The following is a 21248-nucleotide window of genomic DNA, read 5'->3' as shown; positions in this document are numbered from 1 at the left end:
CGTCCGCATCCCCCCGGCGCCCTGCCGCCCCCACCCGCGAGGCCCCGAATGACCCAGCGCCAGACCGCCCGCATCGCCATCGTCACCGTCTCGGACCGCGCCAGCCGCGGCGAATACGAGGACAAGGGCGGCCCCGCCGCCGAGGCGTGGCTGCGCGAGGTGGTGACCTCGCCGGTCGAGATCGCCCGCCACATCGTCCCCGACGGGCGCGAGGGCGTCGCCGCGACCCTGCGGCGGCTGGCCGACGGCGAGGGCGCCGACCTCATCCTCATCACCGGCGGCACCGGCCCTGCGCCGCGCGACGAGACGCCGGAGGCGCTCGCCGACGTGATCGAGAAGGAGCTCGAGGGCTTCGGCGAGGCGATGCGGCGCGCCTCGCTCGACGAGGGGGTGCCGACGGCGATCCTGTCGCGTCAGTCGGCGGGCATCCGCGACGCCTGCCTGATGATCACCATCCCCGGCAAGCCGGCCGCCATCGCCACCTGCCTCGACGCGGTGTTCGCGGCGGTGCCCTATTGCCTCGACCTGATCGGCGCGGCGCGGATCGAGACGGACCCGGCGCGGATCGTGGCCTTCCGGCCGAAGGGGTAAGGGCTGCTCGGGGGCTCTGCCCCCGCGCCCGTTCCGGGCGCCCCCCCGGGATATTTGGGTCCAGCCCGAGGGGGTGGGGGCGTGCCCTGAGAGGTGTAGTGTGGCGGCTGTAAGGCTGGCCGCGCAGGGGCCTTTGCCCCCGGTGTCATGGCCCAGCCCGAGGCGTCGCGTGGCTCGACCGAGGGAGGCCGGCGCGGGGGCCGCGGTGCAACCCGGCAGAGGGTGGGGGTGTTGGGGCAGCGCACGGGGGGAGCCTCCGGACACTCAAAAACATCAGGGATTTCAGGGGAGGAGCCCTCATGACCACATTCACACGCCGCGATCTGGGCAGGGTCGCGCTCGGGGCGGGGGCGCTGGCGGCGCTGCCGCGCGCGGGTCACGCCCGGACCTTCATCAACATCCTGACCGGTGGCACCTCGGGGGTGTACTACCCGCTCGGCGTGGCGCTGTCGCAGATCTACGGCGCCGGCATCGAGGGCGCGCAGACGCAGGTGCAGGCGACCAAGGCCTCGGTCGAGAACTGCGTTCTGCTGGACCGCCGGCGGGGCGAGTTGGCCTTCATCCTCGGCGACTCGCTCATGCACGCGGCCGAGGGCAATGCCGAGGCGGGGTTCCCGAAGCCGCTGACCTCGCTCAGGGTGCTGGCCGCGATCTATCCCAACTTCGCCCATCTGGTGGTGCGGCAGGATTCCGGCATCCGCACCTTCGCGGACGTGCGCGGGCACTCGCTGTCGGTAAGCGCGCCGGCGTCGGGGGCGGAACTCAGCAGCCGGCTGATGTTCGATGCCGCCGGGATGAGCTACAAGGACCTGAGCAAGGTGGAGTACCTGCCCTATTCGGACTCGGCCGAGCTGATCAAGAACCGCCAGCTCGACGGCACGCTGCAGTCGGCGGGGCTGGGGTCGGGGTTCATCCGCGACCTTGCCGCCTCGATCCCGATTACCATCGCCGAGGTGCCCGCTGCGGTCGCCGAGAAGATGGGCAAGCCGTTCCAGTCCGCCGTGATCCCCGCCGGCACCTATGAGGGGCAGGACGCCGACGTGATGACGGTGCTGACGCCGAACTACCTCGTCACCCACGACGAGGTGCCGGACGAGCTGGCCTATCAGATGGCGAAGCTGATGTACGCCAATCTCGACGCGCTCAAGGCGGCGCATTCGGCGGCCAACGACATCGACCCGATGAAGGCCGCGCAGAACCTGCCGGTGCCGCTGCACCCCGGCGCCGCGCGGTATTATCAGGAGGCCGGCGTCCCCATCGAGTGAACGAGGAGCGTCACCAGCGTCGCCCCGTAGCGGCGCTGGTCGATCTGGGCGAGGCCCGGCGGGGGCAGAGGGGGCGCCTCCTCCTCCCACACCACGAGCGCCCCGGGGGCGAGCCAGCCGCCGGCCAGCGCCGAGGCGAGCGCCGCCTCGCCCCGCCGCTGCCCGTAGGGCGGGTCGAGGAACACCACGTCATAGCCCGGCCCGCGGTTCGGCCCGAGGTTCGTCGCATCGCGACGCCAGATGTCGGTCACGCCCATCGCCCGGGCCTTCTCGACATTGGCACGCAAGAGCGCCCGCGCCGCGGCGCCGTCATCGACGAACGCCACCCGCGCCGCGCCGCGGCTGAGCGCCTCGAGCCCGAGCGCGCCGGTGCCGGCGAAGAGGTCGAGCACCCGCGCGCCCTCGAGCGTGACGCCGTGGCTGTTCTCGATGAGGTTGAACATCGCCTCGCGCACCCGGTCGGTCGTCGGGCGCAGATGCGCCACCGGGTCGCCGTCGCCGACCTCGGCCAGTTTCAGCCCCCGCAGCCTGCCGCCGACGATCCGCATGAAGAGCCCCCGTTTACGTTGCGGCCCCCAGGGGCCGCGCGTCGGCTCGGCTTCACTTCTGGCGCGGGAAATGGCAAGGGAGCGCGACCCAACGACGAGGCCCGCCGATGCTGATCGAACCCACCGCGCTTCCCGGCGTGCTGATCCTGACCCCGCCGCGGTTCGGCGACCACCGGGGGTTCTTCTCGGAAAGCTGGAACCGCCGGACGCTGGTCGAGGCGGGGCTGGAGCTGCCCGAGTTCGTGCAGGACAACCATTCGTTGTCGGCCAAGGCAGGCACGCTCAGGGGGCTGCACTACCAGGCGCCGCCGCACGCGCAGGGCAAGCTGGTGCGCTGCGGGCGCGGGCGGCTTTACGACGTGGCGGTGGATGCGCGGCGCGGCAGCCCGCATTACGGCCAGTGGGTCGGCGTCGAACTCAGCGCCGAGAACGGCCGCCAGCTGTGGGTGCCGGCGGGCTTCCTGCACGGCTTCGTCACCCGCGAGGACATGACCGAAGTCGTCTACAAATGCACCGACCACTACGACCGCGCCGCGGACGGCGGGGTGCGCTGGGACAGCGTGGGCGTGGACTGGGGAACGGATGCGCCGGTGCTGTCCGAGAAGGACACCACCGCCCCGGCCTTCGCCGACTGGGCATCGCCCTTCGACCTTTCCGAATTCCCCGCGCCCGGTTGGGCCGCAAAGGCGGAGGTCCGGGCATGAAGATCCTCGTCACCGGCGGCGCTGGGTTCATCGGCTCGGCCGTCGTCCGTCAGGCGGTGGCGGCGGGGCACGGCGTCGTCAACCTCGACGCGCTGACCTATGCCGCGAACCTCGAGAATGTGGCGAGCGTCGCCGAGAGCCCGCTCTACTCGTTCGAGCACGCCGACATCCGCGACCGCGCGGCGCTCGACCGGGTGTTCGCCACCCACCGCCCGGACGCGGTGATGCATCTCGCGGCCGAAAGCCACGTGGACCGCTCGATCGACGGGCCGGGGGCCTTCATCGAGACGAACGTCACCGGCACCTACAACCTGCTCGAGGCGGCGCGGGCCTACTGGACCGCCGCCGGGCGGCCCGAGGGGTTCCGCTTCCATCATATCTCGACCGACGAGGTGTTCGGCTCGCTGCCCGACGACGCCTCGGTCAAGTTCACCGAAGAGACGCCCTACGACCCGCGCTCGCCCTATTCGGCCAGCAAGGCGGCATCGGACCATCTGGTGCGCGCGTGGCACGAAACCTACGGCCTGCCGGTGGTGCTGACCAACTGCTCGAACAACTACGGGCCCTATCACTTCCCCGAGAAGCTGGTGCCGGTGGTGATCCTGCGGGCGCTCGCCGGGCAGCCGATCCCGGTCTACGGCGACGGCGGCAACGTCCGCGACTGGCTGTATGTCGAGGATCACGCCGACGCGCTGCTGACCTGCCTCACGCAGGGCGAGGTCGGGCGCAGCTACAACATCGGCGGCGAGAACGAGGCGAAGAACATCGAGCTCGTGCGGACCATCTGCGGCCACCTGGACACCATGCGGCCGCAAGGCGCGCCGCACGACCGGCTGATCACCTTCGTCGCCGACCGCCCCGGCCATGACCGCCGCTATGCCATCGACCCGACCCGCATCCGCACCGAGCTGGGCTGGCGCCCCTCTGTCACGGTCGAGGAAGGGCTGCGCCGCACCGTGGCCTGGTATCTCGACAACGAGGCGTGGTGGCGGCCGCTGCTGGCGCGCGACGGGGTGGGCGCGCGACTGGGGACCGGCTGATGGTCGGGCCGCGGTCCCTGTTCCTGCACGTCGGGCTGCCCAAATGCGGCTCGTCGGCCTTGCAGGACTGGGCCGGCACGAACCGGGCGCTGCTGGCCCGCCAGGGCCTCGACTGGCCCGAGCCCGAAGCGACGGACCACATGGCCGCCCGCCACCAGTGGCTGGTGAACGCGCTGCGCTTCGGCCCCGATGCGCGGCTGGAACAGGCGCTGGCGGCCGCCTCGGGCGACGTGCTGATCTCGGCCGAGGGGCTGAGCCGGCATCTCGACGATTTCGATCCCGCCCATCTCGAGTGGTTCCGCGCGGTGACCGCGGGCTGGGACGTGCGGCTGATCCTGATGACGCGAGCGCCCGGCGACTGGGTGCGCGCGATGTGGAAGGATTTCATGCTGAACCCCGCGGCCAACGCCGACGAATACGGGCTCGCCGTGGGGCTGGCCGATTTCGCGGCGCTGCCGCGGGTGCGGCGGCTCGGCGACGTGCGCCGGCTGGGGCGTGACCTCGGCGCGGCCTATGGCGCCCGCGACCTGACCGAGATCGACGCGGACGGCGACTGGCTGCCGGCGCTGGGACGGCTCTTGGACTTCGACCTGACCGGCGCCAGCGCGCCCCCGCGCCGGCACGAGTCGGTCTCGGACGCGGTGGTGCCGGTGATTCGGGCGATCAACGCGCTGGCCGACTCGCCGGACGGCAGCGATGCGGCGCTGTCGGGCCCGCTGCTGGCGCTGCTGCAACGGGCACTCGACAGCCGCAACGACAGCCTGCGCGCGCTCGAGGCCGCGCACGGGCCGGGGCTCGCCGCGCAGGCAGATGCCCTGTCCGCCGCGGTCGCCCGCCTGCCGGCGCTGGCCGAGGCGCAGGGCGGCGATCCGGCGGGCGCGCTGGTGATCGAGACGATGGCCGCGCGGCTCGACGCGCTGGGCGGCGCGGGACCGGACGAACGCAAAGGGGATGCGGCATGAGCGGGTTACTGATCTTCGGCCGGACCGGGCAGGTGGCGCGGGAACTCGCGCGGCTGGCGCCCGAGGCGCAGTTCGCCGGGCGCGACGAGGCCGACCTGACCCGCCCCGACGACTGCGCCGCGCTGATCCGCGCGCGCAAGCCCGCGGCCGTCATCAACGCCGCCGCCTATACCGCCGTGGACCGCGCGGAATCCGAGCCCGACGTCGCCCGGCTCATCAACCGCGACGCGCCCGAGGCGATGGCCGTCGCCTGCGCCGGGCTCGGCATCCCGTTCGTCCATGTCTCGACCGACTACGTGTTCGACGGCAGCGGCGACGCGCCCCGGCGCGAGACCGACCCCACCGGGCCGATCGGCGTCTATGGCACCACCAAGCTTGAGGGTGAGCGCGCCATCGCCGCCGCCGGCGGCCAGTGCGCGGTGCTCAGGACGAGCTGGGTGTTCTCGGCCCATGGCACGAACTTCGTCAAGACGATGCGCCGCCTCGGGGCCGAGCGCGACCGGCTGACCATCGTCGCCGACCAGATCGGCGGCCCCACTCCCGCCGCCGACATCGCCGCCGCGCTGCTGGAAATGGCGCGGCAGATGCAGGCCGACGCGTCCAGGGGCGGCATCTACCACTTCGCCGGCGCCCCGGACGTGAGCTGGGCCGACTTCGCGCGCGCGATCTTCGCCCGCTCGGGCCTCTCACCCGCGGTCGAGGACATCCCGACCTCGGCCTATCCCACCCCGGCGCGCCGGCCGCTCAACTCGCGGCTCGACTGCACCGCCATCACCCGCGACTTCGGCATCGCGCGCCCTGACTGGCGCACGGGCCTTGCCGCCGTCATCACGGAGCTTGACGCATGACCACCCCCCGCCAGCAGCGCAAGGGCATCATCCTCGCCGGAGGGTCCGGGACGCGGCTCTACCCGATCACCATGGGCGTCTCGAAGCAGCTGCTGCCGGTCTACGACAAGCCGATGATCTACTACCCGATCTCGGTGCTGATGCTGACCGGCATCCGCGAGATCGCCATCATCACCACCCCCGACGACCAGGCGCAGTTCCAGCGCCTTCTGGGGGACGGCAGCCAGTGGGGGGTGCGCTTCACCTGGATCGTGCAGCCCTCGCCCGACGGGCTGGCGCAGGCCTATATCCTCGCCGAAGAGTTCCTGGCCGGTGCCCCCTCGGCGATGGTCCTGGGCGACAACATCTTCTTCGGCCACGGCCTGACCGAGCTGCTCAGGACCGCCGACGCGCGCGAGGAGGCCACGGTCTTCGGTTACCACGTCGCCGACCCCGAGCGCTATGGCGTGGTCGCCTTCGACGCCGAGGGCCGGGCCCGCGAGATCATCGAGAAGCCCGCCGTGCCGCCCTCGAACTACGCGGTGACGGGGCTCTATTTCCTCGACGCCGACGCCCCCCGGCGGGCCCGCGCGGTGGCCCCCTCGGACCGCGGCGAGCTTGAGATCACCACGCTGCTCGAGACCTACCTGCACGAGGGGCGGCTGAACGTCGAACGGATGGGGCGCGGCTATGCGTGGCTCGACACCGGGACGCACGGCAGCCTGCTGGACGCCGGAAACTTCGTCCGCACGCTCGAGAAGCGGCAGGGGATGCAGTCGGGCAGCCCCGACGAGATCGCCTATGACTGCGGCTGGATCGACGCCGAGGCGCTGACGGCGCGCGCGAAGCTGTTCGGAAAGAACGATTACGGGCGGTACCTGCGCGGTCTGTTGGACTGAGCCACCGCACCGGGGGCCAGCCCCAGTCCTCGCCCGGGGGCTCGGGCGTTCGGCGGGCAAACGGTCCACTGGACCGTGTGCTGGTCCGCCTCACGCCCCGGATTTTCGGGTCCAGCCCGAGTCGGCCTTCAGTCCGGCACCAGCATATAGCCCGCGCCCCGCACGGTCTGCAGGTAGCGCGGCTCGCGCGGGTCGGGTTCGAGCTTGCGGCGCAGGCGGGTGATCTGCACGTCGATGGCGCGCTCCGAGTTCTCGCCGCCCTCGTCGGGGTCGCGGCCCAGCACCTCGATCAGGGTCGGGCGGTCCACCGGCTCGCCGGGGCTTTCGGCCAGGCGGCGCATCAGCGTCTGTTCGCTGCCGGTCAGGCGGACGGGGCTCTCACCCTGCCAGAGCTCGCCCTTGCCGGCGTCGTAGCGCAGCGGGCCGAGGGTCAGGTATTTCGGCCCGCTCGCCGCCGCCGCCGGTACCCGGCGCAGGATCGCGGCGATCCTGAGCAAGAGTTCGCGCGGCTCGAACGGCTTGGCGAGGTAGTCGTCGGCCCCCGATTCGAGCCCGCGGATGCGGTCGTCGGTCTCGCCTCGCGCGGTCAGCAGCAGGACTGGGGTCTGGCTCTTCCGCCGCAGGTCGCGGGTCAGCGTCAGCCCGTCCTCGCCCGGCATCATCACGTCGAGCACGATGAGGTCGAAGTCGAGCCCGGCGAGCAGCCGCCGCGCCTGCGCGGCATCCCGCGCGGTGGTGACGAAATAGCCGCTGCGGACGAGGAAGCGGCGCAGCAGGCTGCGGATGCGCTCGTCATCGTCCACGATCAGCAGATGGGCGTCGGGGGCGGGCTCGGGTCGGGTCATCCGCGCGGCCCCGCGCCGACCTCGCCGGGGGCGGGCGGGGCGTCGCGCAGCGCCTGGAACTGGGCCCGCGTCTCGCCGTCCATCATCGCCTCGAGCACCTGCCGGAAGCCGGTCACCGCCTGCGGCCCGGCGGCGCGATATGCGGCGCGCATCCGCGCCCGCTGGCTCTCGGACAGCCGCCGTTCCAGCGCCGCGCCCTTGTCGGTGAGGGTCAACTGCCGCTCGCGCCGGTCGCGGCGGCCGATGCGGCTGTCGACCAGCCCGTCCTCGATCAGCGCCCTGAGCACGCGGTTGAGCGACTGCTTGGTGACGCCCAGCACCTCGAGCAGCGCGGTCACGGTCAGGCCTGAGTCGCGGTGGATGAAATAGAGCGCCCGGTGATGGGCGCGGCCATAGCCGATCTCGGCCAGGATCAGGTCGGGGTCCGAGGTGAAGGCGCGATAGGCGAAGTACATCGCCTCCATCCCGCGCCGGATCTGCTCGTCGGTGAGTGACAGCAGGGTTTCGGCGCCCGCCGGCCCGCCCGGTGCCCCGAGCCCCGCGCCCAGCCCGCTTGCCGCCGCCTGCGCCACGCCTGCGCCGGTCGCGCGGGGATCGCGCCGCGCCTCGCGTTGCGCGTCGCGCGCGCCTGTCTTCAGTCCCGCGTTCTGCATCGTTGCCTCACAGTCATGGCGGCCATGATAGGGCAGCGTTGTTGACTTTCCAAGAATCAATCTCTACCGCTGGCCGTGGCGCAATTTTCTGCCACCGAAAGGGGGCAGGCGCGACACAATCTGAAAATGACCTGAGGTCGGGGGCTGACATGGCAGCGAGTTACGAGGATCGCGACGGCAAGATCTGGATGGACGGAGAACTGGTGGACTGGCGCGATGCGCGCGTCCACATTCTCACCCATGCCCTCCACTATGCCAGCGCCGTATTCGAGGGCGAGCGCTGCTACGACGGCAAGATCTTCAAGTCGCGCGAGCATGCCGAGCGGCTGCTCAAGTCCGGCGAGCTGCTCGACATGGAGATCCCGTGGACCGCCGACCAGATCGTCGCGGCCAAGGAGGAGGTGCTCAAGGCCAACGGCTTCACCAACGCCTATGTCCGTGCCATCGCCTTCCGCGGCGCCGGCCCCGACATGGGGGTCGCGGCAAGCCACAACCCGGTGCGGCTGGCGATCTGCACGTGGGAGTGGGGCAGCTACTACGGCGACGCCAAGTGGCAGGGTGCCAAGCTCGACATCTCGAAGTGGAAGCGGCCGAGCCCCGAGACCATCCCGGCGGCGGCGAAGGCGGCGGGGCTCTACATGATCTGCACCATGTCCAAGCACGCGGCCGAGAAGAAGGGCTGCTCGGACGCGCTGTTCATGGACTATCGCGGCTACGTGGCCGAGGCGACCGGCGCCAACGTGTTCTTCGTGAAGGACGGAGAGATCCACACCCCGCTCGCCGATGCGTTCCTGAACGGCATCACCCGGCAGACCATCATCCAGATGTGCAAGGACCAAGGCATGGTCGTGCACGAGCGCCACATCCTGCCCGAGGAGGTGTCCGAGTTCCAGGAGTGCTTCCTGACAGGCTCGGCCGCCGAGGTTACCCCGGTGGCCCAGATCGGCGACGACTGGCACTTCCAGGTCGGCGCCACGACGCGCAAGATCGCCGAGGACTACGAGGCGCTCGTCCGCGCCTGAGCCAGACCGAGGGGCGCGCGCCCAACGCGGCGCGCCCCCTCCCGCGCTTACGCCCTGCGCCCCTCGGGCTGGACCCAAGTGTCCCGGGGGTGAGGAGGGTCAGACAAAGCTCCGGTGAAGCTTTGTCCCAACGAACGCCCTCGGGCCAGGCCCGAGGGCTGGGGGCAGCGCCCCGGCCGGCGTTGACGTCGGCCCAACGCCACCTATCTTCCCCGGCATGGCTGATCTGAGCGTGTCCGTCCTGCCCGCGATCGCGGAAATCGAAGCGACCGCCTGGGACGGCTGCGGGGCGGCCGCGGGGCTGCGCGGCGATCCCTTCACCACCCACCGCTTCCTCGCCGCGCTCGAGGCGTCGGGCTCGGTCGGGCGGGGGACGGGGTGGCAGCCCGCCCATCTGGTCGCGCGCGAGGGGGCCGCGGTCGTGGGCGTCGCGCCGCTCTATCTCAAGACCCACAGCCAGGGCGAATACATCTTCGACCATCACTGGGCCGATGCGTGGCAGCGCGCCGGTGGGCGCTACTATCCCAAGCTGCAGTCCGCCGTGCCCTTCACCCCCGCGACCGGCCCCCGGCTGATCGCCGACAGCCCCGCGGTGCAGGCCGCGCTGCTGGCGGCGATGGCCGAGGTGGCGGGCCAGGCCGGGTTTTCGTCGGCCCATGTCACCTTCTGCACCGAGGCCGAGCGGCGGCTCGGCGAGGCGCAGGGCTGGCTCGGCCGCACCACGACGCAGTACCACTGGCAGAACGACGGCTACGCCGATTACGAGGACTTCCTCTCCCGCCTGTCGAGCCGCAAGCGCAAGGCGCTGCGGAAAGAGCGCGCCCGCGCCAACGAGTTCGGCGGCCGGATCCGGGCGCTGCGCGGCGACGAGATCGCGCCGCGGCACTGGGACGCGATGTGGGCCTTTTACCAGGACACCGGCGGGCGGAAATGGGGGCGGCCCTATCTGACCCGCGCCTTCTTCGAGGCGCTGCACGAGACGATGCGCGACGACTGCCTGCTGGTCATTGCTGAGCGTGACGGAAGGCCCGTGGCCGGGGCGCTGAACCTGATCGGCGCCGATACGCTCTACGGCCGCTACTGGGGCTGCATCGAGGACCACCCCTTCCTGCATTTCGAGCTCTGCTACCACCGCGCCATCGACTGGGCGATCGCCCACGGGCTCGCCCGCGTCGAGGCCGGGGCGCAGGGCGAACACAAGCTGGCGCGCGGCTATCTGCCCGCCGCGACCCACTCGATCCACTGGATCGCCGACCCGGGGTTCCGCGCCGCGCTCGCCGCCCATCTCGAGGACGAGGATGCCGCCGTCGGCGACGACATGGCCGAGACGGCGGCCTTCGGTCCCTACCGCCGCGGCTGAACCCGAAAAGGTTCCCGCGGCTGTAAGGGGCATTTGAGACAGTTGAACGGCGCGTCAACGGCGAATCTTACCCCAAATTAACCCCTCGCCCGGCAGGATCGTCCACGGGGAAGAAGGTGGACGACATGGATCGGGGACATGACGGGGTTTCGCCACATCGCAACGACCATGCAGGGGCAGGTCCGTAATCTCACGGATCTGACCCTCGGCAAGGTGGGCGACCGGCTGGTGCTGGTCGGGGCGACCCATGCGGGGGGCGGCGGGTCGATCTATGCCGTGACCGGGGCCGACACCGCACCGCAACTGGCCGAGAGCTACGCCTATGCCCGCAGCCTGCGCCACATGGCCGAGCCGCAGGCGCTGCTGATCGACCGGCCGAACGGGGGAACGGCGCTGCTGACCGCGGGGATCTCGGGCGGGGTGCGGGACGTGCGCTGGCTCGACCCCGACCTCGGCCGGGGGGCGGGGGACCGGGGCCTCTCCGGGGCGGGGCTGCCGTCGAGCCTGCTGGACGCAGGCAGCTTCACCACGGCCTCGGGGCGGTCGCTGCTCTGGACCACGCGCGACAACTCGGGCGAGCTGTCGATCTGGCACCAGCGCGCGGACGGCGGGCTGAGCCTGATGGCGCGCGATGCCTGGCCGGGGCGGATGCCGCCGGGCGGGCAGATCGACAGCGTGCTGACCCTGCGGCTGGGCGGGGTGGACATGATCGTGCAGGCCTCGACGCTGGGCAACTACATCGGCGCCCATGTCGTCACCCCGGACGGACGGATGGGCAGCGGCCAGTTCGTCAGCAGCAGCCGCGGCACCGGTTTCAACGGCCCGCGCGACCTCGCCGCGGTCGAGGTCGAGGGCAAGCACTACCTCATCGTCAGCTCGGCCGGATCGTCGTCCCTGACCACCGTGCGGATCGTCGCGGGCGGCGGGCTGGTGCCGGTCGATCACGTCATCGACGAGCGCACGACGCGCTTCCAGTCCGCCACGGTGATGGAGGCGGTGCAGATCGACGGCCGCGCCTTCGTCGTGGTGGGCGGCGCGGACGACGGGCTGAGCCTCTTCACCGTGACCCCGGACGGGCGGCTCGTCCATCTCGACACCATCGCCGACGCGGACGTCATGAGCCTCGCCAATGTCTCGGCGCTGGCGACCCGGGTGATCGACGGGCGCATCGTGGTCTTTGCCGCCTCGGCCACCGAGGACGGGATCAGCCAGTTCGTGATCGACCCCGGCCGGATCGGCCAGACCCGCCACGTCGATCAGGGCCGCCACGTCGGCACCGACGGCAACGACCTGATCCAGGGCGGGCTGAACACGACGCGGATCTCGGGCGGGGACGGCGACGACATCCTGATCTGCGGCTCGCGCGCCATCGACCTGTATGGCGGGGCGGGGGCCGACGTATTCATGCCCCTGCGGGTCCGAGGCCAGGTGGCGATCCGTGACTTCGAGGCGGGGGTGGACCGGCTCGACTTTTCGATGATGGGGATGATCCGCTCGATCTGGCAGGTCAAGATGACCGCCCAGAGCTGGGGCATCCGCATCAAGTGCGGCGAGACGACGGTCAACGTCTACAGCCACAACGGCAAGCCGCTGTCGGCGTCGTGGTTCGACAATGCCATGTTCCCCGTCGCGCATTACCAGCCGCCGGACGTGCGCTCGACGGTGACCGGCACCGGCCGCGCGGACCTGCTGCGAGCCACCGAGGGCGGCTCGACCGTCTACGGCTTCACCGGCAACGACACGATCCTCGGCAGCCGGCTCGAGGATTTCATCGTCGGCGGCGCCGGCCACGACCGCATCAGCGCGGATGATGGCGAAGACACGATCTGGTCGGGCGGGGGCAACGATTTCATCCGCGCCGGAGGGATGAACGACATCGTGCTGGCCGGGGACGACCATGACGTGATCCTGGGCGACGGCGGCGACGATCGCCTCGCCGGGCAGAACGGCAACGACATCCTGTATGGCGGGGCGGGCGCCGACCGCCTGAACGGCGGGTCCGGCGACGATTTCCTGGCCGGCGAGGACGGCGACGACCGGCTGTTCGGCCTGTCCGGCAATGACCGGCTGGTGGGCGGGGCGGGCAACGACCTGCTGCTCGACGCCGACGGCGACAACGTGTTCCGCGACATCGCGGGCAACAACATGATGTTCGCCGGCGCCGGGCGCGACCGGATGTTCGCGGGCTCGGGCAACGACACCATCCGCTCGGGCGCGGGCAACGACTTCGTCGCTGGCGGCGGCGGCAACGACAACATCGTCACGGCGGCCGGCAACGACCTCGTGCTGGGCGAGGATGGCGACGACCTGATCCTCGGGGTCGGCGGGTCGGACTGGCTGCACGGCGGGGCGGGCAACGACACGATCTTCGGCGGGGCCGACGACGACCGCATGGCCGGCGCCACCGGCAACGACATGCTGCTGGGCGAATCGGGCAACGACGTGCTGCTGGGCGGCGAGGGGGCCGACACGCTGCGCGGGCAGGGCGGCAACGACACGATCTTTGCCGGGGACGGCGACGACCGCCTGATCGGCGGCATGGGCGAGGATCTGCTGGCCGGCGACACCGGCAACGACCGGGTGCTGGGCGACGGCGGGCGCGACCGGCTGATCGGCGGGGCCGGGCACGACACGCTCGACGGCGGCTGGGACGACGACGAGATGTGGGGGAACGGCGGCAGCGACCTGCTGATCGGCGGCGGCGGCAACGACCGGCTGCGCGGCGGGATGGACGGCGATTCCCTCGACGGCGGCGAGGGGGACGACACGCTGAACGGGCAGGCCGGCAACGACGCGCTGGACGGCGGCGCGGACGCGGACGTGCTGCTGGGCGACTGGGGCAACGACACGCTGGCCGGCGGCGACGGCGCCGACCGGCTGTCGGGGGGCGGGGGCGACGACGTGCTGGACGGCGGGGCGGGGGCCGACTGGCTCGTCGGCGATCCCGGGGCCGACATCTTCGTCTTCTCGGCGCTCGACGATCCGGCCGGCGGGCAGGACACCATCGCCGATTTCGTGAGGGGAGAGGACCGCATCGACCTCTCGGCGCTGGGCGCCGAGATCGAGGGCGGGCTGTGGCTCGGCGGGCGGTCCTTCACCGGCCACGCGGGCGAGGTGATCCTGGTCGCCTATTCCGACGGGGTCCGCATCGCGGTGGATGCCGACGGCGACCGCGTGACCGACCTCTCCATCCGGGTCGAGCGGCTGACGGCGCTCGGCCGCGACGATTTCCTGCTCTGAGCCCGTGCGTCCCGCCGGACTGGACCTCGGGCCGCGGTTTGCCTAGCTTCGCGCCACGCCCCTGAGGACAGCCACCGGATGAGACAGCAGAACATGGACCGCGATTTCGTCAGCACCGCCCGCACGCTCGCCGAAGCGCTGCCCTACATGCAGCGCTATGCCGGCGCGGTGGTGGTGGTGAAGTTCGGCGGCAACGCGATGGGCGACGACGCGGCGATGGCCGAATTCGCGCGCGACATCGTGCTGATGAAGCAGGTCGGCATCCACCCGGTCGTGGTCCACGGCGGCGGGCCGATGATCAACGAGCTGCTCGACCGGCTGGGGATCGAAAGCCGCTTCGTCCGCGGCAAGCGCGTCACCACGCAAGAGGCCGTGCAGGTGGTCGAGATGGTCCTCTCGGGCCTCGTCAACAAGCGCATCGTCCAGGCGATCAACGACGCCGGCGGCCGCGCCATCGGCATCTCGGGCAAGGACGACGACCTGATGGTGTGCGAGGCCGACGACCCCGAACTGGGCTTCGTCGGGCGCCCGATCGAGATGAACGTCCAGATCATCCGCGACCTCTATGGCGCAGGCCTGATCCCGGTCATCGCCCCGGTCGCCACAGGCATGGCCGACAACGAGACCTTCAACGTCAATGGCGACACCGCCGCGGGTGCGATCGCCGGCGCGCTCAAGGCCGACCGGCTGCTGCTTCTGACCGACGTGGCGGGGGTCAAGGACGCCTCGGGCCAGGTGCTGACCCAGATTCACCCCGACCAGGTGCGCGCGATGATCGCCGATGGCACCATCGCCGGGGGGATGATCCCGAAGACCGAGACCGCGCTCAAGGCGCTGGACGAGGGGGTGCGGGCGGTGGTGATCCTCGACGGGCGGGTGCCGCATGCGACCATGCTCGAGCTCTTCACCGAGCAGGGGGCGGGCAGCCTGATGCGCTCGACCGAGCCGCGGGTGAAGCCGCATGGGCTCAGGCAGGGCGGCAGCGGGCTTTAGCCGTCGTGAAAATCTAGCCGCCGTGGTGGCTTGCGGGCCGGCAATGCGGGTGGCAGTCTGACCCGGCACCCGCGGGAAAGGACCGAGATGACACCGCCCGGACATTGCCGCCTGATCCTGACGCGCCATGCCAAGTCCGACTGGGACGACCCGAGCCTGCCGGATCAGGAGCGGCCCCTGAACGCTCGCGGCCGCCGCTCGGCGCGGGCGCTCGGCGACTGGCTCGCCAGCCGCGGCTATGACCCCGAGGAGGTGCTCTGCTCGCCCGCCCGCCGCACCTGCGAGACGTGGGAGTGCGTGTCGGGCGCGGTGTTCGAGACCCGCCCGCCGGTCCGGCTCGAGCCCGCGCTCTACCACGCCGCGCCCGAGGTGATGCTGAAGGTGCTGCGCACGGCGACGGCGCCGACGGTGATGATGATCGGCCACAACCCCGGCATCGCCGCCTTCGCGGCGCAACTGCCGGCGCGCCCCCCGCTCTCGCCCGAGTTCCGCCGCTATCCCACGGCGGCGACGCTGGTGGTGGATTTCCAGACCGACGACTGGTCGAAGCTGCGCCCCGGCGAGGGCAGCGTGCTGGATTTCGTGCGGCTCGACGGGCGGGAGTGAGGTGGGGCGGGGCGGTGGACTGAGGGGTGCGGGCAGCGTCGTGATCCACGATCAGCGCTGCGGCTCTTTCGGCGAAGTTGATGGGCTGGACCTGCCGGAGGGCAGAGTCGCGCGCGCGCCGGCAAGGTTTGGTGTTGTGGAGTCACCTGACGCGAAAAAAAGATCATGGTGGCCTGACTGACTCGCTGCGAACGAGGGTACCCGGCTGTCCAGCGCCTGATTAGAATACCAATGCCAAGGCTTGCGCACCTCGGCGACTTGATCCCGACCCAAGCACAGCTGACCGAGACGAGTAGCTCACCGACCCCTAAAGGTTGAGACGTTGGCGCTCTTTCCGGATGTCGACGATGAACAGCATCACCTCGTCGGCGACGTCCTCGGCTGCGACCCCCGGCATGGCGTCCAGCCTCTCGGCGGCTGCGCTAACGAATCCTACCAAACCCTCCGGCATCTCCCCAAAGCTTCAAAGCAGTGCCTCGCTCGCCACCCACGCAGAGGTACGGTGGCGGTGCGCATGGCTCTCGCCCCGTGCTAGAACTACTGTGGGGGCGGCAGTGCACCCACCAGCGCCTCATGCACCCTGTGACGCGAGACTGAATCCAGTTTCAAACGGGCTGACCCAGGCCAATGCACGGCATCCCAACTTGCGCCCCGCTACGGCAGGCTGAACCGCTCCTCAGCGGAGAGGCTTCCACCTCCGGAAGTTGCGCCTCGTTATGGTAGGATAAGATGCTGGAGAAAATAGTTTTTTCGACTGTGCTAGATCGCGCGCGTCTGCTGTTAGAGAGGTCGTAGAAGGTTGCTTAGGGTGCCTCGCACGCGTTGAGCCGGGGTATCGTGTGTTCTCTGATTGCTTTGGCGGTACGCAAGCAGTCGCCCTTCACAGCCTCGACGTGTGATTGGCATCACGGCTCCGTCAAGCAGTACTTCAAGTCACGGAGGAGTTTTCGCGCCGCTTAGCCACGTGCGGTCTCCTGCGGGCGATTTAGGTGGTCCGAGCAAAGACGGTATCCCGGCCGAGGGCCAAATGCTCTTTGCTTGCAAGGAGAACGACCCGTGCTGTGCTTTCTTGCCGGAACAGCTGGCACCCTTAGCCAAGCCGGTGTGTGCTGTGGGGCAAGGCTGCCCGGCTAAACCGAGCCGCCGATGTCGGCTAGCATTTTGCGGATCAGCGTAAAGCGCTGCGCCTCAGGGCTAATCTCAGCCCCCGGTGATGCGGCGCCCGTCCTGAGCGGCGCCTGCAGGTTGACCATTTCGCCCGCCTCCACCGCGTCCCGCCCTCACGCGGCCTCGTAGAAATTCCCGTCTCCGCACCTGAGTCTCAGCCACCCGCCATCACATCTCCCACCCGATTGTGGCCGCGCCGCCGCAGCGGCGGCGGGGTCGTGCGGCGGTGACGGGGTTTTGAATTGAAATCGGCGGCGCTCCGCCTATCTGCTTGGCCTGAATCAAGCAGGTTGCCGACAAGAGCCTCGACGGCCCGGCAGGACAGGAGACCCACATGACCCGGATGGCCACGCCCGCCCTTCACCGGAGGCGGTTTCTCGCCAGTTCCGCCGCGCTCGGCGTCGCGACCGTCGCCGGCGCTGCTGCCGCGCAGGCGATCGACCCCTACACCGGCCAGCCGCTGCAGGGCGCGCCCGCGGCGGGCGCAACCCCGGACGCCGGCGTGGTGCAGTTCGACACCCAGGACAACCGGCGCAACCAGTCGAGCTTCCGCATGCACGACTGGCAGCCGTTCTTTGACAACCTCACCAACGGCGCGATCCTCGTGGATTTCACCTCGCGGGCGCTCAGCTTCTGGTCCGAGGACCAGACCGTCTTCCGGCTCTACCCCACCTCGATCCCGGTCAGCGAAGATCTGACGCGGAAGGGGCGGACCGAGATCATCAAGAAGGTCGAGGGGCCGACCTGGTCGCCCACCCCCGAGATGAAGAAGCGCAACCCCGAGTGGCCGGACTTCGTCCCTGCCGGGCCGGACAACCCGCTCGGCACTCACGCGCTGTGGCTGAGCTGGCAGTACTACCGCATCCACGGCACCCATGACACGCGCAAGATCGGGCGGAAGTCGTCGAACGGCTGCATCGGGCTCTACAACGAGCACATCAAGGAGCTGTACGGCCTGACCAAGATCGGCACGCAGGTGCTGGTGATCTGAGGACGGCAGCGGCCTCGCGGTCGGATAATCAGCGCGGCGGCTGACGCGCGGGCCGAATGGGGCGAGCGGCGTATGGGCCGACGTCCGCCCTCGGTCAGTCTGCGCGGCAGGGCAGGTTGCCGATGCCACCGCCGACGCGGCGCCCCTCAGCCGGCCGCTTGCGGATGTGCCGCGCCTCAACCCCCGCCCGCCTCGGGATGCGGCCTGGCCGGCCGCCCCTTCGCCGACCCCCGCTCGCCACAGCGCCTCCGCCCGGAGTCCCGTCAATCGTCCTTGCTACCTGCGTCCCAGTCGACCTCCCCGCCGCCAGTCACTCCCTCCCGCCCCGTGGCCCCGGCACCACCTCGGCCGGGGCGAGGTACTCGACCAGCAGCGCCGAGACGTCGTCCTGCCGCTCGCCCGAGGCGAACTCGGACACCGACCAGCACATCGATTCGAGGAGCCCGAACCCCGACAGCGGCGCGTTGAGCTGCAGGATCGTCCGCAGCCCTTCATCGCCCAGGAACTCGCCGCGGCGCGAGCAGGCGTCGGTGATCCCGTCCGACACGATCAGCAGCCGGTCGCCGCTGCCCAGCGTCACCACCGTCTCTTCGAAGACAGGCGCCTCGATCACCCCGACCGGCAGGCCACCGCCGCCGATCCGCTCGACCCCGCCGCCCGCGCGCTGCAGCGCCGGGTGCGGGTGGCCGGCCTGCACAAGTTGCAGCCGCCCGGTCGGCAGGTCCAGCCGGCCATAGATCATGGTCAGGTAGTTGTCGGTCTGGATCCCGTCGAGCATCAGCCCGTTCAGCGCCGCGACGACCTGCACCGGCGACAGCGCGTGGTCGAGCGACAGCGAATCGATCTGCGTCGCGATCCGCGCCGTGATCAGCGCCGAGGCGACGCCGTGCCCCGAGACATCCACCGCATAAAGCCCGACAGTCCGCTCATCGATCTGGTGGAACCCCACCAGGTCGCCGCCGATCATCCCCGCCGGCCGCATCAGCAGCGACAGGCGCAGCGGGCCGAAGCTGCGCTGCCGCTCGCGGATCAGCGCCTGCTGCAGCTTGCGGGCCTCGCGCAGGTCGGTGTTGATCTGCTCCTGCGCGGCGCTGAGGCGGTCCAGCGCGCCGCGCAGCTTGGCGTTCGCCTCGCTCAGCGTGTCCTGCATGTCCAGAACCCGCTCGGCCGCGCCGAGCCGCGCCACCAGTTCGGCCCCCGAGATCGGCTTGGTCAGGAAATCGTCGGCGCCGGCCCCCATCCCCTCGGTCACGTCGGCGCTGTCGTTGCGGGTGGTCAGGAGGATGAAGAACCCGTAGCCGCGCCGCGGCAAGGCGCGATGCGCGCGACAGAGGTCGAGCCCCGAAAGCCCGTCGAGATGCCAGTCCGACAGGATCAGGTCCGGCTCGGAGGCGCGGGCCAGCCGCAGCGCCTCGGACCCGTCCTCGGCCTCGATCACCCGGTAGCCCGCCCGCTCGAGGTGGATTCGCAGCATCCTCCGGTGCGCCCGGCTGCCGTCGGCCAGCAGCACCAGCCGGCCCGGCGCACGCTCGGGCCGGGCAGGGGGGGCAAGGGGTGCATGGCGATTCGGCTGCCTCATGCCGCCTGTCTAGCGAGCGGGAGTGAACAGCCGGTTAAGCCGCGCATGGGTGGCGTTTACGGTTTGTGAACCCGGCGCGCGTATAAGCGGCGTCAGAGGCTGGCCAGAGGCGAAAGATGATCGACTGGAAACGCATGGCGGCGCTGCGCCACGAGGTGGGGGAGGACGAGTTCGCCCCCCTCGTCGAGCTGTTTCTCGACGAGATCGAGGGGGCCATCATGACCATGGTCCCGAACGATCCCGACCGGATGGAGCAGCGGCTGCATTTCCTCAAGGGCTGCGGGCTCAACATGGGGCTGAACGCCTTCTGCCGTCTCTGCGATACGTGGGAGCGGATGGTCGCCACCGGGCTCGGCGACCAGCTCGACGTCGAGGCGCTGATGGCGGGCTACGCCGCCTCGAAGCAGGCGCTGATGCGCGACCTCGAGGCGATGACCGCGCCGCCCACCGATGCAACGGGGCGCGAGGGGGCGGCGTGAGGCGAATCGGCCCGGCCGCGGGGGCTCAGATGAGGAACTCGGCCAGAACCGGGTCACCGGTGATGTCGCGCCAGTCGAACCCCGCCTCGGCCAGCCGCGCGTTCAGCGCATCGAGATTGGCCGGGTCGGTGGTCTCGATCCCGATCAGCACCGAGCCGAAGTTGCGGGCTGATTTCTTGAGATACTCGAAGCGGGCGATGTCGTCCTCGGGGCCGAGCAGGTTCAGGAACTCGCGCAGCGCGCCGGGCCGCTGCGGCAGCCGCAGGATGAAGTATTTCTTCAGCCCCGCCCAGCGTTGCGCGCGCTCGCGCACCTCGGGCAGCCGCTCGAAGTCGAAGTTGCCGCCCGAGCAGATGCAGACCACCCGCCGCCCGGCGAGACGGCCCTGCGCCGCAAGGTCGCGCAGTGCGTCGATGGCCAGCGCGCCCGCGGGCTCGAGGACGATCCCCTCGCCGTTCAGCATCTCGAGCATGGTGGCGCTGATCCGGTCCTCGGGCGCCTGCAGCGTGTCCGAGACCGCGAATCGGCCCAGCCGGGCAAAGGGCAGCGCACCGATCCGCGCCACCGCGGCGCCATCGACGAAGCTGTCCACCCGCGGGAGGGTGACCGGGGCGCCCTCCGCCAGCGCCGCGGCGAGGCTGGCGCCGCCCGCGGGCTCGACGAAGGCGAAGCCGGTCTGCGGGGCGCTCAGCGCGCAATATTCGGTGACCCCGGCGGCCAGACCGCCGCCGCCGACCGGCAGCACCACGAGGTCGGGCGCGGCGTCGATCTGCGCCAGCACCTCGGCCGCTACCGTGGCCTGCCCCTCGATCACCCGGGCGTCGTCGAAGGGCGACAGGAACACGGCCCCATGCGCGGCGGTGTAATCCTGCGCCGCCTTCAGCGTCTGGTCGAAGTAGTCGCCGGTCAGCACGATCTCGACCGCGCCCGCGCCGAACATCCGGGTCTTGTCGATCTTCTGCCGCGGCGTGGTGATGGGCATGAAGATCACCCCCCGCGCGCCGAAGTGCCGGCAGGCGAAGGCCACGCCCTGGGCGTGGTTGCCGGCGCTGGCGCAGACGAAGCGCGCCCCGGGCCCGGCGCCCGCGTGACGCATGGCGTTGAAGGCGCCGCGCAGCTTGTAGCTGCGCACCGGGGTCAGATCCTCGCGCTTGAGCCAGATGTCGGCGTCGTAGCGCGCCGACAGGTGGTCGTTGCGCTGCAGCGGCGTCGGGTCGAAGAGCGTCCGCAGCGCCGCCTCGGCGTCCGCGACCGCGGCCAGGAAATCGCTCATCGCGCCGCCCCCACCCGCGGGCGACCGGCCGTGGCCGCGGGGCGCCCGATGCGGGCCAGGGCACCGGCCCCTGAACGGTGCCGGGCCTGCGCCCGCGGGGTCGCCGCGATCCTGTCGTTCATTCGCCTCGCCCTCGCCCTTGTCCTGGCCCTGACCGTCCACGCCGCGCGGCGGCCGCGCCGTTCCACTTGTGAGCCTGCCCGA

The 21248-nt window shown here is 70.9% G+C and carries 19 protein-coding genes; 14 read left to right on the top strand and 5 right to left on the bottom strand.

Annotated elements, in window-relative coordinates; translation table 11 throughout:
• Positions 1-48 precede the first annotated feature (48 nt).
• The gene (mog, locus tag BLW17_RS09965; RefSeq protein ID WP_036703172.1) at positions 49-591 is read left to right on the top strand and encodes a molybdopterin adenylyltransferase; all 543 of its coding nucleotides are present in this window, start codon (positions 49-51) and stop codon (positions 589-591) included.
• A gap of 299 nt (positions 592-890) precedes the next feature.
• A complete protein-coding gene (locus tag BLW17_RS09960) occupies positions 891-1856 on the top strand; it encodes a TAXI family TRAP transporter solute-binding subunit (RefSeq protein ID WP_036735677.1) in 966 nt (321 codons plus the stop codon).
• Here the strand turns inward: BLW17_RS09960 and rsmD are convergent.
• Positions 1829-2404 (bottom strand): 16S rRNA (guanine(966)-N(2))-methyltransferase RsmD, encoded by a 576-nt coding sequence (gene rsmD, locus BLW17_RS09955; RefSeq protein WP_036735679.1) that lies wholly within the window; start codon positions 2402-2404, stop codon positions 1829-1831. The two genes, BLW17_RS09960 and rsmD, sit on opposite strands and share 28 nt — an antisense overlap.
• Before the next feature lie 107 nt (positions 2405-2511).
• On the opposite strand from rsmD, the gene rfbC reads away from it, so the two are divergent.
• The 5 genes from rfbC to rfbA are packed head-to-tail and all read left to right on the top strand — an operon-like array spanning position 2512 to position 6836.
• Entirely contained in the window at positions 2512-3108 is a 597-nt protein-coding gene (gene rfbC, locus BLW17_RS09950; protein ID WP_052176565.1) for a dTDP-4-dehydrorhamnose 3,5-epimerase, read from the top strand.
• Positions 3105-4148: a dTDP-glucose 4,6-dehydratase gene (gene rfbB, locus BLW17_RS09945; protein ID WP_036735681.1), complete on the top strand. Its 1044-nt coding sequence runs from the start codon at positions 3105-3107 to the stop codon at positions 4146-4148. Before rfbC ends, rfbB begins: the two co-directional genes overlap by 4 nt.
• Complete coding sequence (locus BLW17_RS09940; protein WP_036735684.1) at positions 4148-5110, top strand: hypothetical protein; 963 nt, start codon at positions 4148-4150, stop codon at positions 5108-5110. Before rfbB ends, BLW17_RS09940 begins: the two co-directional genes overlap by 1 nt.
• Complete coding sequence (rfbD, locus tag BLW17_RS09935) at positions 5107-5958, top strand: dTDP-4-dehydrorhamnose reductase (protein ID WP_036735686.1); 852 nt, start codon at positions 5107-5109, stop codon at positions 5956-5958. The genes BLW17_RS09940 and rfbD overlap by 4 nt, the downstream gene beginning before the upstream one ends.
• Complete coding sequence (rfbA, locus tag BLW17_RS09930) at positions 5955-6836, top strand: glucose-1-phosphate thymidylyltransferase RfbA (protein WP_036735688.1); 882 nt, start codon at positions 5955-5957, stop codon at positions 6834-6836. Before rfbD ends, rfbA begins: the two co-directional genes overlap by 4 nt.
• Positions 6837-6964: 128 nt before the next feature.
• Here rfbA and BLW17_RS09925 read toward each other — a convergent pair whose 3' ends face one another.
• Both BLW17_RS09925 and BLW17_RS09920 read right to left on the bottom strand, forming a co-directional pair.
• A complete protein-coding gene (locus tag BLW17_RS09925; protein WP_036703183.1) occupies positions 6965-7681 on the bottom strand; it encodes a response regulator in 717 nt (238 codons plus the stop codon).
• Positions 7678-8334, bottom strand: coding sequence for a MarR family winged helix-turn-helix transcriptional regulator (locus tag BLW17_RS09920; RefSeq protein WP_081969223.1), 657 nt, complete (start codon positions 8332-8334; stop codon positions 7678-7680). The genes BLW17_RS09925 and BLW17_RS09920 overlap by 4 nt, the downstream gene beginning before the upstream one ends.
• 149 nt (positions 8335-8483) lie before the next feature.
• Between BLW17_RS09920 and BLW17_RS09915 the strand changes: the two genes are divergently transcribed.
• From BLW17_RS09915 to BLW17_RS09890, 6 genes are all read left to right on the top strand, one after another.
• Positions 8484-9356, top strand: coding sequence for a branched-chain amino acid aminotransferase (locus tag BLW17_RS09915; protein WP_036735691.1), 873 nt, complete (start codon positions 8484-8486; stop codon positions 9354-9356).
• A 217-nt stretch (positions 9357-9573) separates the two neighbouring features.
• Positions 9574-10716: a GNAT family N-acetyltransferase gene (locus BLW17_RS09910; protein ID WP_036735694.1), complete on the top strand. Its 1143-nt coding sequence runs from the start codon at positions 9574-9576 to the stop codon at positions 10714-10716.
• A gap of 138 nt (positions 10717-10854) precedes the next feature.
• Positions 10855-13956 (top strand): calcium-binding protein, encoded by a 3102-nt coding sequence (locus BLW17_RS18810; protein ID WP_074826521.1) that lies wholly within the window; start codon positions 10855-10857, stop codon positions 13954-13956.
• 93 nt (positions 13957-14049) lie between these two features.
• Entirely contained in the window at positions 14050-14949 is a 900-nt protein-coding gene (gene argB / locus BLW17_RS09900) for an acetylglutamate kinase (RefSeq protein ID WP_036736718.1), read from the top strand.
• 87 nt (positions 14950-15036) lie between these two features.
• Positions 15037-15555 (top strand): SixA phosphatase family protein, encoded by a 519-nt coding sequence (locus tag BLW17_RS09895; protein WP_036736716.1) that lies wholly within the window; start codon positions 15037-15039, stop codon positions 15553-15555.
• Between the two features lie 1501 nt (positions 15556-17056).
• Entirely contained in the window at positions 17057-17713 is a 657-nt protein-coding gene (locus tag BLW17_RS09890; protein ID WP_170835597.1) for a L,D-transpeptidase, read from the top strand.
• A 310-nt stretch (positions 17714-18023) separates the two neighbouring features.
• Here the strand turns inward: BLW17_RS09890 and BLW17_RS09885 are convergent, their stop codons facing one another.
• On the bottom strand, positions 18024-19292 hold the full coding sequence (locus BLW17_RS09885) for a PP2C family protein-serine/threonine phosphatase (protein ID WP_083388355.1): 1269 nt from the start codon (positions 19290-19292) through the stop codon (positions 18024-18026).
• A gap of 116 nt (positions 19293-19408) precedes the next feature.
• Here BLW17_RS09885 and BLW17_RS09880 point away from each other — a divergent pair, with 116 nt between their 5' ends.
• Positions 19409-19771: an Hpt domain-containing protein gene (locus BLW17_RS09880; protein WP_052175125.1), complete on the top strand. Its 363-nt coding sequence runs from the start codon at positions 19409-19411 to the stop codon at positions 19769-19771.
• Between the two features lie 25 nt (positions 19772-19796).
• On the opposite strand, the gene ilvA is transcribed toward BLW17_RS09880, so the two are convergent.
• Positions 19797-21044, bottom strand: a complete 1248-nt coding sequence (gene ilvA / locus BLW17_RS09875; protein ID WP_036736684.1) for a threonine ammonia-lyase IlvA — start codon at positions 21042-21044, stop codon at positions 19797-19799.
• Positions 21045-21248 lie beyond the last annotated feature (204 nt).

It is taken from the genome of Paracoccus sanguinis (genome assembly GCF_900106665.1).
Classification (GTDB): Bacteria; Pseudomonadota; Alphaproteobacteria; order Rhodobacterales; family Rhodobacteraceae; genus Paracoccus; species Paracoccus panacisoli.
The sequence above is the reverse complement of the archived record's forward strand: the minus strand, read 5'-3'. Positions and strand labels throughout refer to the sequence as shown.